At 48.3% G+C, this 16,884-nt stretch carries 17 protein-coding genes; 14 read left to right on the top strand and 3 right to left on the bottom strand.

Going from position 1 to position 16,884, the window contains the following annotated elements:
• Positions 1 to 121 precede the first annotated feature (121 nt).
• From ACFO1S_RS24745 to ACFO1S_RS24700, 10 genes are all read left to right on the top strand, one after another.
• Positions 122 to 1,855, top strand: coding sequence for a glycoside hydrolase family 2 protein (locus ACFO1S_RS24745; RefSeq protein ID WP_378127759.1), 1,734 nt, complete (start codon positions 122 to 124; stop codon positions 1,853 to 1,855).
• 65 nt (positions 1,856 to 1,920) lie between these two features.
• The gene (locus tag ACFO1S_RS24740; protein WP_204602327.1) at positions 1,921 to 2,952 is read left to right on the top strand and encodes an alcohol dehydrogenase catalytic domain-containing protein; all 1,032 of its coding nucleotides are present in this window, start codon (positions 1,921 to 1,923) and stop codon (positions 2,950 to 2,952) included.
• Positions 2,949 to 3,944, top strand: coding sequence for a Gfo/Idh/MocA family protein (locus ACFO1S_RS24735; protein ID WP_204602329.1), 996 nt, complete (start codon positions 2,949 to 2,951; stop codon positions 3,942 to 3,944). The genes ACFO1S_RS24740 and ACFO1S_RS24735 overlap by 4 nt, the downstream gene beginning before the upstream one ends.
• A gap of 80 nt (positions 3,945 to 4,024) precedes the next feature.
• Entirely contained in the window at positions 4,025 to 5,347 is a 1,323-nt protein-coding gene (locus ACFO1S_RS24730) for an ABC transporter substrate-binding protein (protein ID WP_378127803.1), read from the top strand.
• 85 nt (positions 5,348 to 5,432) lie between these two features.
• Complete coding sequence (locus tag ACFO1S_RS24725) at positions 5,433 to 6,362, top strand: carbohydrate ABC transporter permease (RefSeq protein ID WP_204602333.1); 930 nt, start codon at positions 5,433 to 5,435, stop codon at positions 6,360 to 6,362.
• Positions 6,359 to 7,192: a carbohydrate ABC transporter permease gene (locus ACFO1S_RS24720; RefSeq protein WP_204602335.1), complete on the top strand. Its 834-nt coding sequence runs from the start codon at positions 6,359 to 6,361 to the stop codon at positions 7,190 to 7,192. The genes ACFO1S_RS24725 and ACFO1S_RS24720 overlap by 4 nt, the downstream gene beginning before the upstream one ends.
• 323 nt (positions 7,193 to 7,515) lie before the next feature.
• Positions 7,516 to 8,535, top strand: a complete 1,020-nt coding sequence (locus ACFO1S_RS24715) for a DJ-1/PfpI family protein (RefSeq protein WP_204602337.1) — start codon at positions 7,516 to 7,518, stop codon at positions 8,533 to 8,535.
• Between the two features lie 24 nt (positions 8,536 to 8,559).
• Positions 8,560 to 9,204 (top strand): NAD(P)-dependent oxidoreductase, encoded by a 645-nt coding sequence (locus ACFO1S_RS24710; protein WP_204602339.1) that lies wholly within the window; start codon positions 8,560 to 8,562, stop codon positions 9,202 to 9,204.
• Positions 9,201 to 10,019, top strand: coding sequence for an SDR family NAD(P)-dependent oxidoreductase (locus tag ACFO1S_RS24705; protein WP_204602348.1), 819 nt, complete (start codon positions 9,201 to 9,203; stop codon positions 10,017 to 10,019). The genes ACFO1S_RS24710 and ACFO1S_RS24705 overlap by 4 nt, the downstream gene beginning before the upstream one ends.
• Positions 10,020 to 10,472: 453 nt before the next feature.
• Positions 10,473 to 11,204 carry a YheC/YheD family protein gene (locus ACFO1S_RS24700; RefSeq protein ID WP_378127757.1) on the top strand — a complete coding sequence of 244 codons (732 nt, stop codon included), beginning with the start codon at positions 10,473 to 10,475 and terminating at the stop codon, positions 11,202 to 11,204.
• Between the two features lie 148 nt (positions 11,205 to 11,352).
• On the opposite strand, the gene ACFO1S_RS24695 is transcribed toward ACFO1S_RS24700, so the two are convergent.
• Positions 11,353 to 12,363: a DUF4871 domain-containing protein gene (locus tag ACFO1S_RS24695; protein ID WP_204602352.1), complete on the bottom strand. Its 1,011-nt coding sequence runs from the start codon at positions 12,361 to 12,363 to the stop codon at positions 11,353 to 11,355.
• Positions 12,360 to 12,803 carry an RNA polymerase sigma factor gene (locus ACFO1S_RS24690; RefSeq protein WP_378127802.1) on the bottom strand — a complete coding sequence of 148 codons (444 nt, stop codon included), beginning with the start codon at positions 12,801 to 12,803 and terminating at the stop codon, positions 12,360 to 12,362. Before ACFO1S_RS24690 ends, ACFO1S_RS24695 begins: the two co-directional genes overlap by 4 nt.
• A 501-nt stretch (positions 12,804 to 13,304) precedes the next feature.
• Between ACFO1S_RS24690 and ACFO1S_RS24685 the strand changes: the two genes are divergently transcribed.
• From ACFO1S_RS24685 to ACFO1S_RS24675, 3 genes are all read left to right on the top strand, one after another.
• Positions 13,305 to 14,198 (top strand): hypothetical protein, encoded by an 894-nt coding sequence (locus ACFO1S_RS24685; RefSeq protein ID WP_204602354.1) that lies wholly within the window; start codon positions 13,305 to 13,307, stop codon positions 14,196 to 14,198.
• A 462-nt stretch (positions 14,199 to 14,660) separates the two neighbouring features.
• Positions 14,661 to 15,224 (top strand): sigma-70 family RNA polymerase sigma factor, encoded by a 564-nt coding sequence (locus ACFO1S_RS24680; protein WP_204602356.1) that lies wholly within the window; start codon positions 14,661 to 14,663, stop codon positions 15,222 to 15,224.
• Positions 15,214 to 15,717, top strand: a complete 504-nt coding sequence (locus ACFO1S_RS24675) for a DUF3600 domain-containing protein (RefSeq protein WP_204602358.1) — start codon at positions 15,214 to 15,216, stop codon at positions 15,715 to 15,717. The genes ACFO1S_RS24680 and ACFO1S_RS24675 overlap by 11 nt, the downstream gene beginning before the upstream one ends.
• A 61-nt stretch (positions 15,718 to 15,778) precedes the next feature.
• Here the strand turns inward: ACFO1S_RS24675 and ACFO1S_RS24670 are convergent, their stop codons facing one another.
• Entirely contained in the window at positions 15,779 to 16,210 is a 432-nt protein-coding gene (locus tag ACFO1S_RS24670) for a YmaF family protein (RefSeq protein WP_204602583.1), read from the bottom strand.
• Positions 16,211 to 16,400: 190 nt separating this feature from the next.
• Here ACFO1S_RS24670 and ACFO1S_RS24665 point away from each other — a divergent pair, with 190 nt between their 5' ends.
• The gene (locus ACFO1S_RS24665) at positions 16,401 to 16,769 is read left to right on the top strand and encodes a hypothetical protein (RefSeq protein WP_204602360.1); all 369 of its coding nucleotides are present in this window, start codon (positions 16,401 to 16,403) and stop codon (positions 16,767 to 16,769) included.
• Positions 16,770 to 16,884: the final 115 nt, after the last annotated feature.

Here is a 16,884-nt window from a genome sequence, read left to right as displayed (position 1 = left end):
GGTGGCCATGGACTCGGAATCTAGAGCAGCATCGAATGAACAGAGAAATAATAGTAGAGATATGTTAGCGGAAATTCCCAGATCGGACTATCCGAGGCCGCAATTCAGAAGAGACGAATGGATGAGCCTGAACGGGGCCTGGGCGTTTGACTTCGACGATCAGTCCGTCGGATTGAAGGAACGGTGGCAGGAAGGCGAGCGCGATTTTACGAAGGTCATCCAAGTGCCTTTTGCATGGGAGAGTCCGCTGAGCGGCGTGGAGGACATGGGATTTCACGACGTGGTTTGGTACCGGCGGAATTTCAGCTTGCCAGACTCCTATGATGGCAAACGAATCATCCTCAATTTCGGAGCCGTGGATTACGAAGCGGATGTCTGGGTGAACGGCAAACTCGCCGTAACTCACGAAGGTGGACATACGCCCTTCTCGGCCGATATTACGGAGTTGCTGGCAAACGGCACCAATTTGCTGGTCGTCAGAGCGTACGATCCCGGAAGCAGCACGCACATCCCGAGAGGCAAGCAATATTGGGAAGAGAAACCGCGAGCGATCTGGTATACGCGAACGACGGGGATCTGGCAGTCGGTATGGCTGGAAGCCGTGGCGGAAACGCGACTGGACCATGTGACCTTCAGCGCGAATATCGAACGAAACGAAATCAGTATCGGTTATACGTTCAAGAACGCAGAGCATCGGCAGCTTACGATGAGAACCGTTATAAAGTATGACGGCGAGCTTGTGGCGGAAGAACGATTTGTCGTTCGCAGACAAGAAGAGAACCGCGCCATCGGGTTGGGCTCATGGTACGGCTGCGGAGAGGATCGGCTCTGGTCGCCTTCCCATCCGAACTTGTACGAGGTTGAATTCGAATTGTCGGAGAACGGAAGCGTGACGGATCGGGTAGCGAGCTACTTCGGCATGCGCAAGGTATCCATCGAGGACGGACGGTTCTGCCTCAATAACAGACCCGTCTTTATGAAGCTCGTGCTGGATCAAGGATATTATCCGGGCGGCAATCTGACGCCGCCAAGCGACGACACGATCCGGCGGGATATTGAGCTGACGAAGGAGATGGGCTTTAACGGCGTACGGAAGCATCAGAAGGTCGAAGATCCCCGCTACATGTATTGGTGCGATAAGCTTGGCCTAATGGTATGGGGGGAGATGGCCAACGCGTATGACTTTTCGGCGGAGACGGTGCGAAGAATGATGCGGGAATGGCATGACGTGATCGTGCGCGACTATAACCACCCCTGCATTGTCGTATGGGTACCGATGAATGAAAGCTTCGGCGCGCCGAACATCCAGACGGTCGAATGCGAGCAGCATCATGCGATGGCCTTGTATTATTTGACCAAATCGCTGGATTACACAAGACCCGTCGTCTCGAACGACGGTTGGGAACAGGTGAAAACGGATCTGTTCAGCCTGCACGACTACGATTCGAATAAAGAAACGCTCCTCTCCCGGTATCGTTCCGTCGAGTCTCTTATGGCGGGCATTCCTTATAACCGAAAGATGTCCGTGGGCGAGTTTCATTATGCGGGCCAGCCCGTTATCGTCTCTGAATGCGGAGGCATCAGGTATCAGAAGTATGGCACGGGCGGCTGGGGTTACACGGGAGCTTCGGACGACGAACAATTTATGGCGAAGCTGGAGGAGATACTGGGCTCGTTCGAGCGGTCCGGCGTTGTACAGGGCTATTGCTACACGCAACTGACGGATGTGGAACAGGAGACGAACGGACTGTTGACGTTCGATCGCCGTCCCAAGGTTCCGCTGGAACGCATTAGACGAATCGTGGACTCCGCGATATTTTACGGTCAAGAGATCACCGAAGCAAGCTTCGAATAATAGGGCTGACGATCTTACGCGAAGCGGAATTATCAAACACAAAACACAAACGAGGTTTGCAAACTATGAATCAATCTAATTTGGATCGCATGATGACGGTTCCGAAGTTCGTTGGCGAAGGCAAAATCGAATATGGCGAGAAGGAGATCCCGTCGCCGGGACCCGGGCAGCTGCTGATAGCCGTGAAGGCGAATGCGCTGTGCGGTTCGGACCGCTGGCAATTCCAGCACGGCACGGAAATCGTGCCAGGCCATGAAGCGGCGGGCATCGTGGCGCAAGCCGGTCCCGGAACGAAGACGCCAATCGGCGCTCAGGGCGTAGTGTTCCTGATGGGATATTGCGGCAGCTGCCGCAATTGCGTCTCCGACCTCAGCAACTTGTGCCTGAACAAGAGGGCCGATTACGGCTTCTCGCATGACGGCGGCTACGCGCCCTATATAACCGTGAACGAAAACGTCTTTTTTGAGACGGATCCATCTCTGCCCTTAACGGAAGCTACGATGCTGCTCGATATTATGGGAACCGGAGGCCATGCCATCAAGCGGGGCCAAAAGGTCATCCCTGTCATTCAATCGTCCGTCGTCGCCGGCGCCGGACCGATCGGGCTTGGCGTCGCGGCGATGATGAAACTGTTGCTCGGCGATATCCCGGTCCTGGTGACAGACTATAATGAATACCGTCTGAATTTGGCCGCAAAGCTGGGAGCGATACCGGTCGATCTATCCCGCGAAAGCTTGACGGACGTCACGCGATCCTCCGGCCTGGACGGCTTCGACCTTGCCGTAGATACCAGCGGCAAGACGGAAGCGCGCCATATCATGCTGAAGTCGCTGCGCAAGCCGGGAGCGCTTGTATGCGTGGGGCATGGCGAAGCCCTTAATCTGAAGGTGTCCGAGGATCTGATCGCGACGGAGCGTACCGTGCTCGGCAGCGAATATTTCAGATACGAGGATCTGCAGGCCAATCACGAGCTGATCAAGGAGCATCTGGATTACTTGCGGCCGATCATTACGCACCGCTACAGCCTTGGCGAATTGCAGAAAGCTTATGAGATATTTTTCAAGGGCAACACCGGAAAGGTGATTATCGAGCAATGAAGGACGATGCAGCTATTAAGGTAGCCTTAGTCGGGTCGGGCGGATGGGGAAGGCAGCATGCCAGAATCTTCTCATCCCGCGACGATGTGGACTTCTGCGCGATCGTTGGCCGGGATCCGGTAAAAACGAGCCGGAACGCGGCGCAATACGGCGCGAAGCCGTATACGGATTTGCTCGTCATGATCGAGAAGGAGCAGCCTGACTTGATCAGTCTCTCCCTCCCCAATCAAGGCCATTACGAAACGACGCTGCAAGTGATTCAAGCGGGCGTGTCTCTGTTCGTGGAGAAGCCTCTCGTGTTCTCGCTCCAGGAAGCCGACATTCTGATCAACGAGGCTGATAAGCGGGGATTGTTCTTCGGGATCAACTTCAATCACCGTTATGCCAAGCCGGTCGTGCTCGCCCGCGAAGCGATTCATGCGGGCCGGCTCGGACAGTGTACGTTCGCGTCGTGGAGATTCGGCGGCGAAGGCGCAAGCTCGCATCCCCATGCGAATCTGATCGAGACCCAGTGCCACGGCTTCGATACGCTGGAGCATTTGTGCGGTCCTATAGAAGCGGTATCGGCGGAGATGACCGACGCGACCGGAGGCGGGTTCCGGACGATGGCGCTTGCGCTTAAATTTTCCAGCGGCGCGGTTGGCAGCCTGATCGGAACGTACGATTCTTCCTACGCTTACCCGGATACCCATCGGCTGGAGATCGATGGAACCAAGGGACGGGCAGTCATCCACGATACGGTCAAAAAATATACCTTCCATCCGGCCGGGAGCGAAATCGGCGAAAGTTGGGAAGCGGGGTACTTCAACGATTCAGAGCGCAGCTTTCATCAATCGATGGATAAACACGTCGACGCAATGCTGAAGGCATTCCTTGCAGGGGAGCAGCCACCCGTGCATGCCCGCGCCGGACATCGTGCGCTCGTGATTGCGAACGCAGCCATCCGCGCCTATGAAAAAGGGGAAAGAGTGAAAGTGGAGACGGCGCGATAGTCGCACTTCTCTTTCCACTCCCATATATGAAAGCGCTATACCAATCATGCTTCACTACAGGAGGAAGATGATCAGTGTCGATGCATGTAAAAGGGAAAACCATCGGAATGCTACTGATTGCCATGATGTTGGTCAGCCTCGTGTTATCCGGCTGCAGTAAGGGAAGTAATGAAGAAGAGAGCAGCGGAAATACGGGAAGCAAAAGCGATAAGGTCAATATCAAAATCATGGCCTGGACGCCCGCCCAGAACGAAATCGACGTCAACAATAAAGCCATTCAGGACTATATGGACGCCAATCCGAACGTAAACATCACGCTGGAGTTTCTCCCGACCGGCTACAATGAAAGATTGCTTGCGCAATACGCGTCCGGAGACGCACCCGATATATTCTTCGTGGCCAATCCCGACATCCCTTCCTACGTGGAGAAGGATATGATTGTGCCGATCGGCGATAGGATGGAGAAGGACGGTATCACGGCGGACCAGCTCTACGAAGCGAGCCTTGGCATGTACAAGGATAACATCTATAACTGGGCGCCGATCATTCAGCCGCAAATCATGTATTACAACAAAACGATGTTCGACGATGCCGGAGTCGCGTATCCGACGGACGACTGGACCTGGGGGGACTTGGCGGCAAGCGCCGGGAAGCTGACCAAAAAGGACGGCAACAAGATTACTCAATACGGCTTCCAGGCTGACGAATACGTACGGGTATTCCTGAGCCATCTGTGGAGCAACGGCGGCGAGACGTTCGACGATCCGACGCAGCCGACGAAAGCATTGTTCGACTCGGAGCAAGGCGAGAATGCCGTCCAATTCCTCAAGGATATGGTGTCAACGTTTAACGTCTCTCCTCCCCCCGGGTTGCAAGGGGGGTTAGGCTACCGCGAGGCTTTCGCCAACCAGAAATCGGCCATTATCCTCGACGGAGCCTGGAACTTCTCGACATTCTCCGCCAAGCCCGATCTGGCCTACAACGTCGCTCTTGTTCCTGCTGGAGATACGCACAGCGTATGGTCCAATGCCTGCGGCTGGGTCATTTCGTCGCAATCGAAGAACAAGGATATTGCGTGGGACATCATCAAAACCGCATTATCCGGCCAGTCGACGTCGCTCGAGCTCGCGGATTACGGTGGTTCGGACTTCTCTGGATTCCCGGCGTGGAAGGCCGCGACCGGCGATGCGAACTGGAAGCCGTCGGAGATGATCGCGACCGTGCAGCGCCAAATGGAATACGCGCGCTCGTTCGACGCGTTCCTTGACCAAGGGAAGTGGAGCTGGGACATCATGAATTCAGGCTTGCAGGAAATCGTCATGACGGACAAAGACAACAAAGCCGGACTTTCGGACCTGGTGAAAATCACGCAATCAGACATCATCGACAAGCTGCCTAAATAAGCGGGTATATCGAAAGCGAACAAGCGGGCGGATGAATAGGCGTTCCTATTCTTCCGCCCTATGTTCAAAGTCAGGGGGTTACAGAATGAAGGAGCAAGAATCAAGCCCAACGCCTGCGGCAGGCGGCATTCGGCGCAAGATCAAAATCAATCCGACGCCTTATTTCTTTTTGGCGCCGTCGCTTATCATACTCTGCGTGTTTACCGTGTACCCGATCCTCCAGGCGGTGCGGCTTTCCTTTCTGGATTATAATTTCGTGAATCCGGATCAATCGGAGTACATCGGACTTGAGAACTTCAAGGAACTGTTCGCGAGCGACAGATATTTCTGGCCGTCGCTGGGCCAGACCGTTTATTACAGCTTCGGTTCCCTGATACCGGCGCTCCTGCTCTCCTTGGTGATCTCGCTGATCATAACGGAATCCTGGTTCGCGATGCAGAAGGCGATGCGGGTCTTTTATTTTCTCCCCGTCATCTTATCCATCACGATCGCGGGACTCATCTTTTCCTGGATATACAATCCCGACTTCGGCGTGCTTAATTACGCGCTGTCGTTGGTTGGACTAGAGCCGCAATCTTGGCTGGGCAATCCTAAGCTGGCGATGGTCAGCATCATCATGATGGTCATCTGGAAGACGCTCGGCTACAACATTACGGTCTGGTCCGCGGGGCTGTTGGCCATGCCGGGAGCCGTCAGGGAAGCCGCGAAGATAGACGGCGCGAATTATTGGCGGGAGCTGTATCATATTCGTCTGCCGCTGATGAAGCCGATCATCATGTTTCTGATGATACTGGGGTTGATCGGCGCTTTTCAGAGCTTCGACGCCATCTACGTCATGACGCAAGGCGGACCGATGCACAAAACGCAGGTCGTCGGCTATTATATCTGGCAAGCGGCGTTTCGGGATATGCGGATCGGCTATGCATCCTCGATCTCATGGGTGTTGTTCGTCATTCTGATCGGCTTTACCATGCTTCAATTCCGCTGGCTGGGGAGAGAGGAGGATTCACCGTGAATCAACTGTTCGGAATCCGCGCGATCCGATTCGCATTATACGTATTCGTGTTGATAGGCGCCATAGCTTCTTTGTTCCCCATCGTATGGATGTTCGCTACTTCGTTCAAAACGTACGAACAAGCGCTGACCTATCCGCCGCAGTTGTTCTCGTTGCCTCTGACGTTCAGCGGATACGCGGAGCTGATCAACGAAAGCGGCATATTCCGTTATTTCGGGAACTCGATGATTTATGCCGTCGCGGGGACGTTTCTGGCGGTGCTATTCTCAAGCCTGGCCGGCTACGCGTTCGCGAAGTATCGCTTCAAGGGCAATCGGGCGCTTTTCCTGTTCGTGCTCGCCACGATGATGATACCCGGACAAATCACGCTCATTCCGGTATTCGTGCTGTTGTCCGACTTGGGATGGATCAATACGTTCTTGGCTTTGATCGTTCCGGGGCTGGCAAGCCCGTTCGGCATCTTCCTCATTCGTCAATTCGCGCAAGGCATTCCCGACGATCTGATCGAGGCGGCGCGCATCGACGGGGCCAAGGATCTGATGATCTTCGCCAAAGTGTTCATTCCGCTCTGCATGCCGGCGATCAGCACGCTGATGGTGCTTGATTTCATGGGCAGATGGAACGATCTAGTATGGCCGCTCATCGTCACGAACAGCGCGGATATGAAGACGCTTCAGCTGGCGTTGACCTCGATCGCGCGCACGCAATACGACATCAAATGGAACACGCTTAGCGCGGGCATGGTGCTTACGTTTTTACCGATCTTTTTCTTATATGTTTTTTTCCAGAAGTATTTTACCCAAGGCATCGCCATGACCGGCACCAAATAATCATAACCTAGAATTCCATATCGAAATCCTCGAGCATACGGAAGCGGACAGCTTGCGGATATTCAATCTCAGCTAGGTGACGAGAACAATCCTTCGACCATTAAAGGTTCGCGATGAAGGATTGTTCTTTGAGCTTGAACCACGCCCTATGGCTATTCGGACTTTACAAAACGGCTATTCGTATCGTTCTTCGTGAAGATGTTGAAAAGCAGTCATATTTTAAAGGGAAAATAGATAATTATCATGTTATAATCAAAAAGAACCGGACGGTCCGGTCCGAATAATATAGCTTAATTGATATTTTTATTAAGAGAGGTGTAAAAATGAACATTCAAGTCGTTTTATTTGACGGGTTTGATTTATTGGATGTCGTCGCCCCCTATGAAGTATTTGTTGCAGCGAGCCAAGTAACGAAAGAGGAAATTAACGTTCGGTTTGTAAGTGTCGATGGCCACAAATTAATTCGAAGCGGCGTTAATAATTACCCCATGGAGGTTGAAGGGAAGTTAGATCTTTCAAAGAAGGGAATTATTTTATTGCCGGGTGCGGCAGGGTCGTTAATTGAGGGAGACCCCGACTCCATTCCCATGAGATTGAAAAAGGCTTCTGAAACGGAGTTGGGAGAACTCATCCAAAAGGCCATAAGCGACCCGGAAATTTTAGTGACATCGGTGTGCGGCGGTTCTATGCTGATGGCCATGACAGGTGTACTGGAAGGCAGGAACGTTGTTACCCATCATATGGGAATGGATTTACTATCCGCAAGCGGCGCAAATGCTGTTCATGCTAGAGTTGTGGACGATGGAGATTTAATTACTGGCGCTGGAGTAACCTCTGGCTTAGATCTTGCAATCTATGTTGTTGATAGAGAGTTTGGTCCAAGGATCGCTCATGAAGTGGAAAAGCTATTCCAGTATGAGAAACGAGGAACGGTTTGGAGGAATTCGGGCGCCTTACCTGTTGATTATCATTCGAATGCAGGCGAGGAGGAAGGGGAATCCAACCATCAGATGGGTGGGAGCAGCAAGCATCAATCAGATATGGATGGCATTTGGAAAGTTGTAATCTCGACTGCGATTGGTAAAATTCATGTGACCTATGAGCTAAAGGTGAGAGACAATAAACTTCATGGCACGGCTACTGCAGACGATGATGAAACAGATGTTTCTATCTTAGAAGATACAGAGATTATCGGAAACAGATTGAAGTGGAAGCAACAGGTGAAGAAACCCATGAAATTAAACCTTAATTTTGATGTGACAGTTAACGGTAACACCCTAGAAGGTAAAGCAAAGACAGGTATGATTTCATCGAAATTGTCGGGTAAGCGAGTATCTACATAAACAAATAAGAAGGAGAAGATTCAAGTGAAACTATTAGTGGTAGGTGCAAACGGAGGAGTAGGCAGGCATATTGTTAACCAAGCCCTATCCGATAAACATGAGGTGACGGCATTTGTACGAAGATCGGATGGGCTTGATTTAAGTCACCCCAATCTAAAGGTTGTAATCGGCAATATATTGGAAGACCAACATAAGTTGCAGGATGCTATGAGGGGACATGATGCGGTTATTTCTGCGTTAGGAAACGGATTGGTTGTAAAGGGGAATGGAGGAAAGATTTTAAATCGGGCAATGAGTTCGGTCGTACAAGCTATGAAAGTTAATCATATTAAACGATTATCGCTGTTGATGGCCTATGGCGCAGGCGAATCCTTAAGCTATGCAAACATTTTCATTAAATTTCTAGGCTATACCTTTTTTCGTAAAGATTTTGCCGATTTGGGCGCAGCGGAAAAAGTTGTGGTCGAAAGTAATCTCGAGTGGACGATTGCTTATTTTGGAGCTTTAACCGATGAACCCGATAAAAATAAATATGTCCCTTCGTCTTCTCTAAAGACGCCTTCCAAATTGAGGATCTCACGCTCCAGTGTTGCAGATTTTCTCCTCACCTCAGTTACAGATCGAAAGTTTATTAAGCAGCGTGCTGTCCTAAGTGGGAGGAACGGATGACCTTACTTAAGGGAAAAGTTATTGTTGTGACTGGCGCAAGTTCTGGCGTTGGTGCTGCCGCGGCTAGAAAGCTATTTGAATGCGGAGCTCGCGTGATACCGGTGGGGAGATCAATCGGACGTACGGAGAAGATAGCCAAGGAATTAGGGGTCAAGCCATACACAGCTGACTTTACTAATCTAAACAGTGTAAGGAGTCTAGCCAATCAACTTCTAAATGATTTTTCTAGAATCGATGTATTGGCGAATAATGCAGGAGGAATTCCTACAGAGAGTGGATTAACCGTGGATGGCAATGAACCTATTTTTCAAGTGAATACACTGTCTCCATTTCTGCTGACTCTGATGTTAACTCCGCATTTGGAAGGAAATGGACGGATTGTGAATACCTCCTCTCGCTCTCATAAAGGAGCGTCCTTAAACAAGGGAGATTGGCAAAGGACGAATGGGTTGCGGTCTCATGCGATTTATGCTCGAAGCAAACTTATAACGGGGATGTTGTTCAGGGAGTATCACAGACGATATTCAATTGAGTTTGCGGACTTTCACCCTGGAATCATCAGCTCTGATTTTGGTCGATATATGGGTTTTTACGCTAATATTTTAAAGACAGTCTTTTCGCCATTTCTTGCGACTCCAGAAAAGGGAGCAGAAACATTAGTTTATTTGGCGGAAACGAATACTAAACTGAGTGGCGATTATTATGTACGGAAACAAAAAACACAAGGGAACAGGATGCTTGACGATCCTACTTTATCCGCGTGGTTATGGGAAGAGTGCACGCAAATGATAGGAAAATACTTAATAAATACATGACTGATTCGTTTTACTATTGAGCGTAAGACCCGCGGCCGTTGCTGCGGGTTTCTTTGGCGTTCGAATAATGAAAAATTTTATGAAGTATCGGACAAGTATATCTCACCATATACGATCTAACAGCATTTAATGGAATTAACAAACAAGAAAGTGAGCTGATAGACATGGGAGTAAGATTTAGAGATGACATTGTTATTTTGTTCTTCAATAATGTAGCAGCAGAAATAACCAACTTCCAAATCATAGGTAGCGCAGAGCCCTGCACACCGTTAATTAAAGTTGGATTAAGGGTTAGTAACGCCAGAATTTGTCTACTGAGGAATGGCTTTGTCATTGAAGAGCGGACACCGAACCTGCTGCGTTTTGTCCGTCACAATGCTTAACGTTAAAAGCAACGATTACTAGTCATACAAATGTCATTGAACTCTAGCCGTAAATCCTCCTTAAAGGCTTGTGATTCCAGTGTCGATTAAACGAGACAAATGGACGCAATATCGCATCTTGCATGCATCGTCTACTCTGGCTTCCCAATTGCCGGAAACACGGCTATTGAATTCGAACGCATTGCAGAAGCTACTCATTAAGTATCAAGGCGTCGTGCTGAAGCCGCGACGCGGCAGCTTTGGACGGAACATTCTATTCGTTAACCGCAATAAAGCAAACGCATATCGAATTCATTACGAAAAGAAATTGAGCACGATAAAAGGTACTAGGAGATTGTATAAATGGATCAACGGAAAAACAAGATCCCGGGGCTATGTTGTGCAGCGCCGGCTGCAGCTTGCTCAAATTAAGGGCAGACCGTTCGATATCCGAATCATGGTGCAGCGAAGAAAAGGCGCTTCTTCTCCTTGGAAAGTGACGGGCTCATACGCGAAAGTGGCTTCGCAAGGGTATCTCATCACGAGTGTGCCCAGCCGCATTATTCCCGTGTCCGAAGCATTGAAGCAAGTCGGCATCGGCAATCGAAGCATGCTGGTCAAAGCCAATCGGACCGCACTGTTGGCTGCCAAACGGCTTGGCGAGCGTTTCCCCAAGCTTAGGCAGGTGGGGTTTGATATAGGCATTGACGGGAAGCGCCGGGTTTGGATCATTGAAGGTAATTATAACCCGAGTCTGGTGCCTTTCCTGCTCTTGAAAGATTCCTCGATCTATCGGAGGATAAGAGGGTATCAGAAGCATTAGAGCGACGTTCGGGACCATAATAGCTCAAAGACTAATGGAAGTTAAGGACATTAAATACTCAACGGCAGCCGACCATGAAATGCGGCTGCCGTTTCTCACGGAACTAAAAGGCAGGATAGCTCGAATAGTAGTTGAATGATAACGATCTCTAAGGTTGTACATTAACATAAATACTGCTAAATAACTTGTTATCGATATATGCGTTTAAACGCCATATCCCTGCCTCAGGAAATTCCATAGAGGATGGGGTAAGAGCATCGGCGCCATTCAATGGACCGCTAAGAGTCCCACTAATCATGTCAATTTCCCGGGTTGAGCCTTCTTTAACGGCCATGATGTTAAATCTGCCTGAGAATTCGTCCTTACTTCCCCAAAAATGCCACATGTATTTATTTCTTTTACCAGCGACAATAGGTGCCTTATCGAGCAATTCGCCATTTTCGTTTTGATATGGACCAATGATAAATCCGACTTTATCTTTTTCGCCAACTAACACATATTTATTAGCATTGCCGTCGGGACCACCATAAGGAATATCGAAAGTACCGGTTTCCGTCCAAGGCGAGGGCTCACGTATCTCTAAAACAAAGTCGCCGTAGAAACGTTCGTTCAACTTGACCTCGAATCTCCATGTACCGCCAAGAGGAAGACTGAACATAATTATGAATCGATCCAAGCTCTCATATCCCGGGCTTGGTTCGGTAATGGTCTCAGGAGCTAAGACGGTAACTTGTTTTCCCGATTCCTGGTGATAGGCCTCGATCGCGAGCGTTTTCCCGAAAAAAGTATCAAATGATTGCGTAAAATGTATCATATATCCTCTTCGAACTCCTGCAATCAGATCGGGATCGGGAAAGACCTGAAATAACGCTTTACCATTCCTCCTATATTCGGTTCGAACCTCCTCTGACCTGTTATAGCCATTCGGCTTGAGATATTCGGTTTCCTTAGGAAAGATATTTGCCAAATCTGCAGCGAATAGCGCGCCGACACAAAACATAACAATCGCAAAGGCCGCCCCAAAGCGGAATAGACGAGCTTTTGCCTTTGGTTTTTCCTTGGCCTTATGGATAATCTCCTGCCTCAGCTTTTCAGTGAAGCGAGGCTTTACGAATGGGGATTTCCTGAGAGATTCATTCCATTGTTCTTGCTCCTTCACAGGTCGATTCCTCCATTCGATGTACTCTGTAACAACGTCGATAATTTCTTGCGTGCGCGGTGCAATCGTGATTTGACAGTTCCTTCAGCAATATCAAGCATCTTAGCCATTTCTTGAACGGTCAGCTGATAGTGTACCTCCAGCAGCAGAACTTCCCTGTAAGGAAGCGGCAGCTTCAACACGTTGCTCCAAATATGACGAGTTTCCAACCGATCAAACACTTCCGCTTCTGCTGATCTTGCCGTATCTTTTCGCGTCATGTAATCTATTAGAACGACTTTAGAAAAAAACGCGTTCCTTCTATATTTATAAGTTTTGTTACGTGTGATGGTGAGCAGCCAGCTTTTGATGCTGGATTCACCGCGGAAGGTATGAAGCTTCTCGTACAACGTCAAAAAAACTTCCTGGCAGATATCGTCTGCTGCATCCGAACGACGGATAAGCTAGAAGGCGAAATTCCACACATCGTTTCCGTATTCGTTCATCAAATCATTCAATGCGGCATCCAGATCGACTCCGCTTGTCACATACTTTAAATAATCCAGCCCCACGACATCACCTCTCTATGGAAGTAGACCCTACACCACCTCAAAAGTTCCTGAATTCTTAAAAAATAAAGAACACGAAAGTGCTCGGGGTTCGCAATGTCGAGAAAGTTCTCAAGGTTGCTGCTTTGGAATAGATGACATAAGCATAACCGATCTTCTAATCCTGGCTTATAGTTCTTGAAGTGGACGGATCGGAGACGTTGAAGGGAAAATATTTATATTGTCGAATATTAGTTAAAGAGCACTAACGAAGAAGGCACTAGGTAAGGGTTAACGTAGTTTGTACGTGAAGCGATGAATATGCAATAAATTTGGGAAGAATTTCATAACAGCGATTACGTGCCGTCACACCTCGCGAGGGAAGTCGCGCCGCGGTACAAAGGGGAGTTCACAATGAAAATAAAAATTATCGGTTTAAGTTTAGCAAGTATTATTGTACTAAGCGGTTGCACCACAACAAATTCTCCGGTGCCTTTACAGGAAACCGTAATATCTGAACCGCAGGAAACCGTTATAGCCGAACAACAGGAAACCGAAAAAACTGACAATGGACAAGCTATTGAACTTGAATTACAACAAATTTCTAATAGTATTCTCGCTCAAAACTATTCTGAGGCAAATACCAAAATAATGAACTCCAGATTTTTCAAAGAACATCCATCATACAGTGTGTTGCAAAATTATGCTTATGCTTTACTTCAACAGCAGCAGAAGAAGAAGAAGAATCAGGCACTCTATATTGAGTATTTGTTCAAGATACCGGAAGAGTATAGTGGTGTGCTTTCTGATCAGATAAAGGAATCCCAGATAAATGTTCTGGATGATTTGCTTGGAATGGTAAAAAGAGGTAAGTATGCGCAGGCGGTAGATGAAACAACGTATTCGGTCCTTAGAGATGGCTCAGATGAAAGAATATCAGCTATTCATTATTACGCTACTGCAAAGTATTACGAATCAAAAAAAGATACTTCAACGGTGGCGTCATATCTATTAAAAATAGACGGCAATTACAATGGCTTATTAGTAGACGATATTACAAAAATGAAGGAAAAATACAATTCTGAAATACGAGAAACAATAAAATATGAAGTGATAGCGGCTGAGCGTGCTGCCAAAAAAGAACCAGCAATTGGGATGACGGCTCAAGAGGTAGAAGACTCTAAGTGGGGGAGCCCTGATGATATCAACAAAACCACTACCAAATATGGTATAAGTGAGCAATGGGTATATAAATATCATGGCTATATTTATCTCGATGATGGTATTGTAACCGCTATACAAGAGTAACAAGTCTGTATGGCAGACGAGTTGGAGTGGGCATATGCTGCCGTAGAGAACGAAGGATTGGAACGCGGCGATCATGTTCCATATTTGCTCCGCTTTTTCCAAGCGGCTTAAAAAGCACGGTTACACGATCAGCCTGTTGGACTGCGGCATCGATGCCTACTATGTGATGCTGACGACAGTCGAACAACCATGTCGCTTAACTTCATTTCATATCTGGATATAATTCGCTTTGACGAATGGAGAATATCGATGTACATAGTGGGCATCGTGATATTCCCTTTGTAGGAAACCACCGATTGATACATAATAATCGGTGGTTTTTATTTTTCTTCCTCGTTCAGATGAAGCCAGCGCTGAGAACGGTGAAGTCCCGACGAGTATCTTCAAAAAGTTTATTCTCTTACTGAACCTTTTTCCCCATGGGAGCGAATTAAGGGTTGTAACATGTTCAGGAGGGCCCCCATGAATGATAAAGAGTTACTTGCATGGCTAGAAAAAGCGACGTTGGGCGACGAGTCGGCCTTTCAGGTTGTCTATCAGGCGACTCACCAAGACGTTTATCGGACGGTTGCTTTTCTCGTCTACTACAAACAGGACATTGAGGACATCGTGAATGAAGTTTACATGCGCATGTGGCGGTCGTTTCACAATTACGACTCGAGCCGGCCATTCCGGTTCTGGTTGCATGGGATGACTGTTCGTCTTGTCCAGGATTGGAAAAGAAAGGCCTGGCGACGAATTCGCCTCTTTGAACGTAACCGCCAGATGACTTGCGAACAGTTCGACTGGACGGACAAAGCCGTCCTGCAGTCTGAAATGCAACATGAGTTATTCAGCCTTGTCCGCCAGCTGTCGTTCAAACTACGAGTGGTCGTCATCCTGCGCTATTTTCACGACTATGCTCTGGAAGAAATCGCAGACATTCTGCAAATCCCCGTTGGCACTGTGAAATCCAGGCATCATCTGGCACTGAAAGAACTCCGCAAACGATTCGAATTGACGGGAGGAGAAGAGTTTGTCCATTGACAAGGAATTGCGTGAAGAGCTTCGCCAGGTGGCAGATTCGATGCAAAGCCCACCCGATTTGTATGGACGTGTCCGACAGTCCTATCAACACTACATGAATGAAAAGAGAGGTAGATCTCCCATGAAAAAACGCATTCTTGCGGGCATTGTCACTATAGCAATTCTAGTTCCTACTGCAGCGCTTGCTAGTTCCTATCTGGCTGATGATATTTTCGGCTCTTCTGCGACCATTGAACAGCACGGCGTCTCGCAGGAGGATTATCAAGAGATTGAGGGAATGCTTCAGACAGCAAAGGGCAAGCTTACGGATGATGAGTTCAAGGCGTATATGGAGCTGACCAAGCAGTTGGTGCAATTAAAGCTGAAAATCACCGATGAAAATGGGGTCGTACATGAGGAGAAATTGACTAAAGAAGAACAGCAACAATTTGAGCAGCTCGCCTCCAAGCTTGCCCCGTACTTCGAGATCATTAACGGAACTACAGTAAGGTAACGAAGTAGGGACCCGTCCGAATGTTCAAACGCCCGCTATTCTCAGCGGGCGTTTAATTTATTTACATAGAAGACACTTCATTCCCGGTGCTGCCACGATAAGAATGGGTATGCGGATGCGACCCGCTGATCGTTGTAACGCCTTCAAAGTGATGATAATGTCCTCCGCCCATCAGCGCGACAGCTGGACCGGTGACTCCTCTAATAACATGAGAATGCCCGTTCACCACAGCGGTATTCGTAAAATATCTGTGAACGTGGGGGACACCGGTTGGCGCGGGTTCGGTCCAGCCTGCATAGGGGTGGGAGTGACCGTCATTGTAAGAGGTATCCCCTGAGAATCCATGTACATGCACGGGATCTCCATCCCAAGAAGTAATGTACAGTTTATGAGAATGATCAGAGTCAGAATCCCCCGAGTGCACGATAAATCCGGACACGGCAATTTCCGCCAATAAACATCCCGCTCCTTTACGTGTAGGTTGTGACTTCATCAGCATATGGACATTTCGGGTTATTTGGGCACGGCAAATGCCTACTACGGCTAATACTTCTAACGATAGCAATGATATCAGGCTGCTGACGACATCGGCAGCCTCTTCCGCTAACCAGCAGGATATTTTGGGGCTACCTCGAATATACAGTGAATGTGAATTTGTATGATATTAGCGAGGGAACAAACCGATGGGAGTTAATTCAAAGGGCAAACGGAAGCTGATGTATAGCGGCAGGACTTACTATTGGAATGTCCAACAAGATGCTGAAGATTACGGACGAATCAATCTAAGTATCGTTTCAGAAGATAAAAAATTTATAGTTTCATATCAGGTGGCACAAACTAACCAGGAAAGAATACCACATATTGTGGTAAAGGGCATCGAGTTTGGAGGATTAGAAAATTATTCTCGTCTAGGTTGGGTGAGAGTACAAACTCCAATTTGGGATGATCGCATTGTTACACCAGGTCTTGTGAGGACAGTTATCGAATGGTGTTTGCTTCAAAAGGATCAATTAACTTTTGTGGATTGGGACGGCAATAGGATCCCTATTTAAGCATCGAAAACCTCCCATAAGAAGTAAACTAGATTTAATAGCTTCTAGATGGGAGGTTTTGTTATGAATCTAAGTGAACATTAGCAATCCATGAGAAACCGGACATGTTGTTAGA

The organism is Cohnella boryungensis (assembly GCF_042651945.1).
In the GTDB taxonomy this organism is placed as follows: Bacteria; Bacillota; Bacilli; order Paenibacillales; family Paenibacillaceae; genus Cohnella; species Cohnella boryungensis.
The sequence above is the reverse complement of the archived record's forward strand: the minus strand, read 5'-3'. Positions and strand labels throughout refer to the sequence as shown.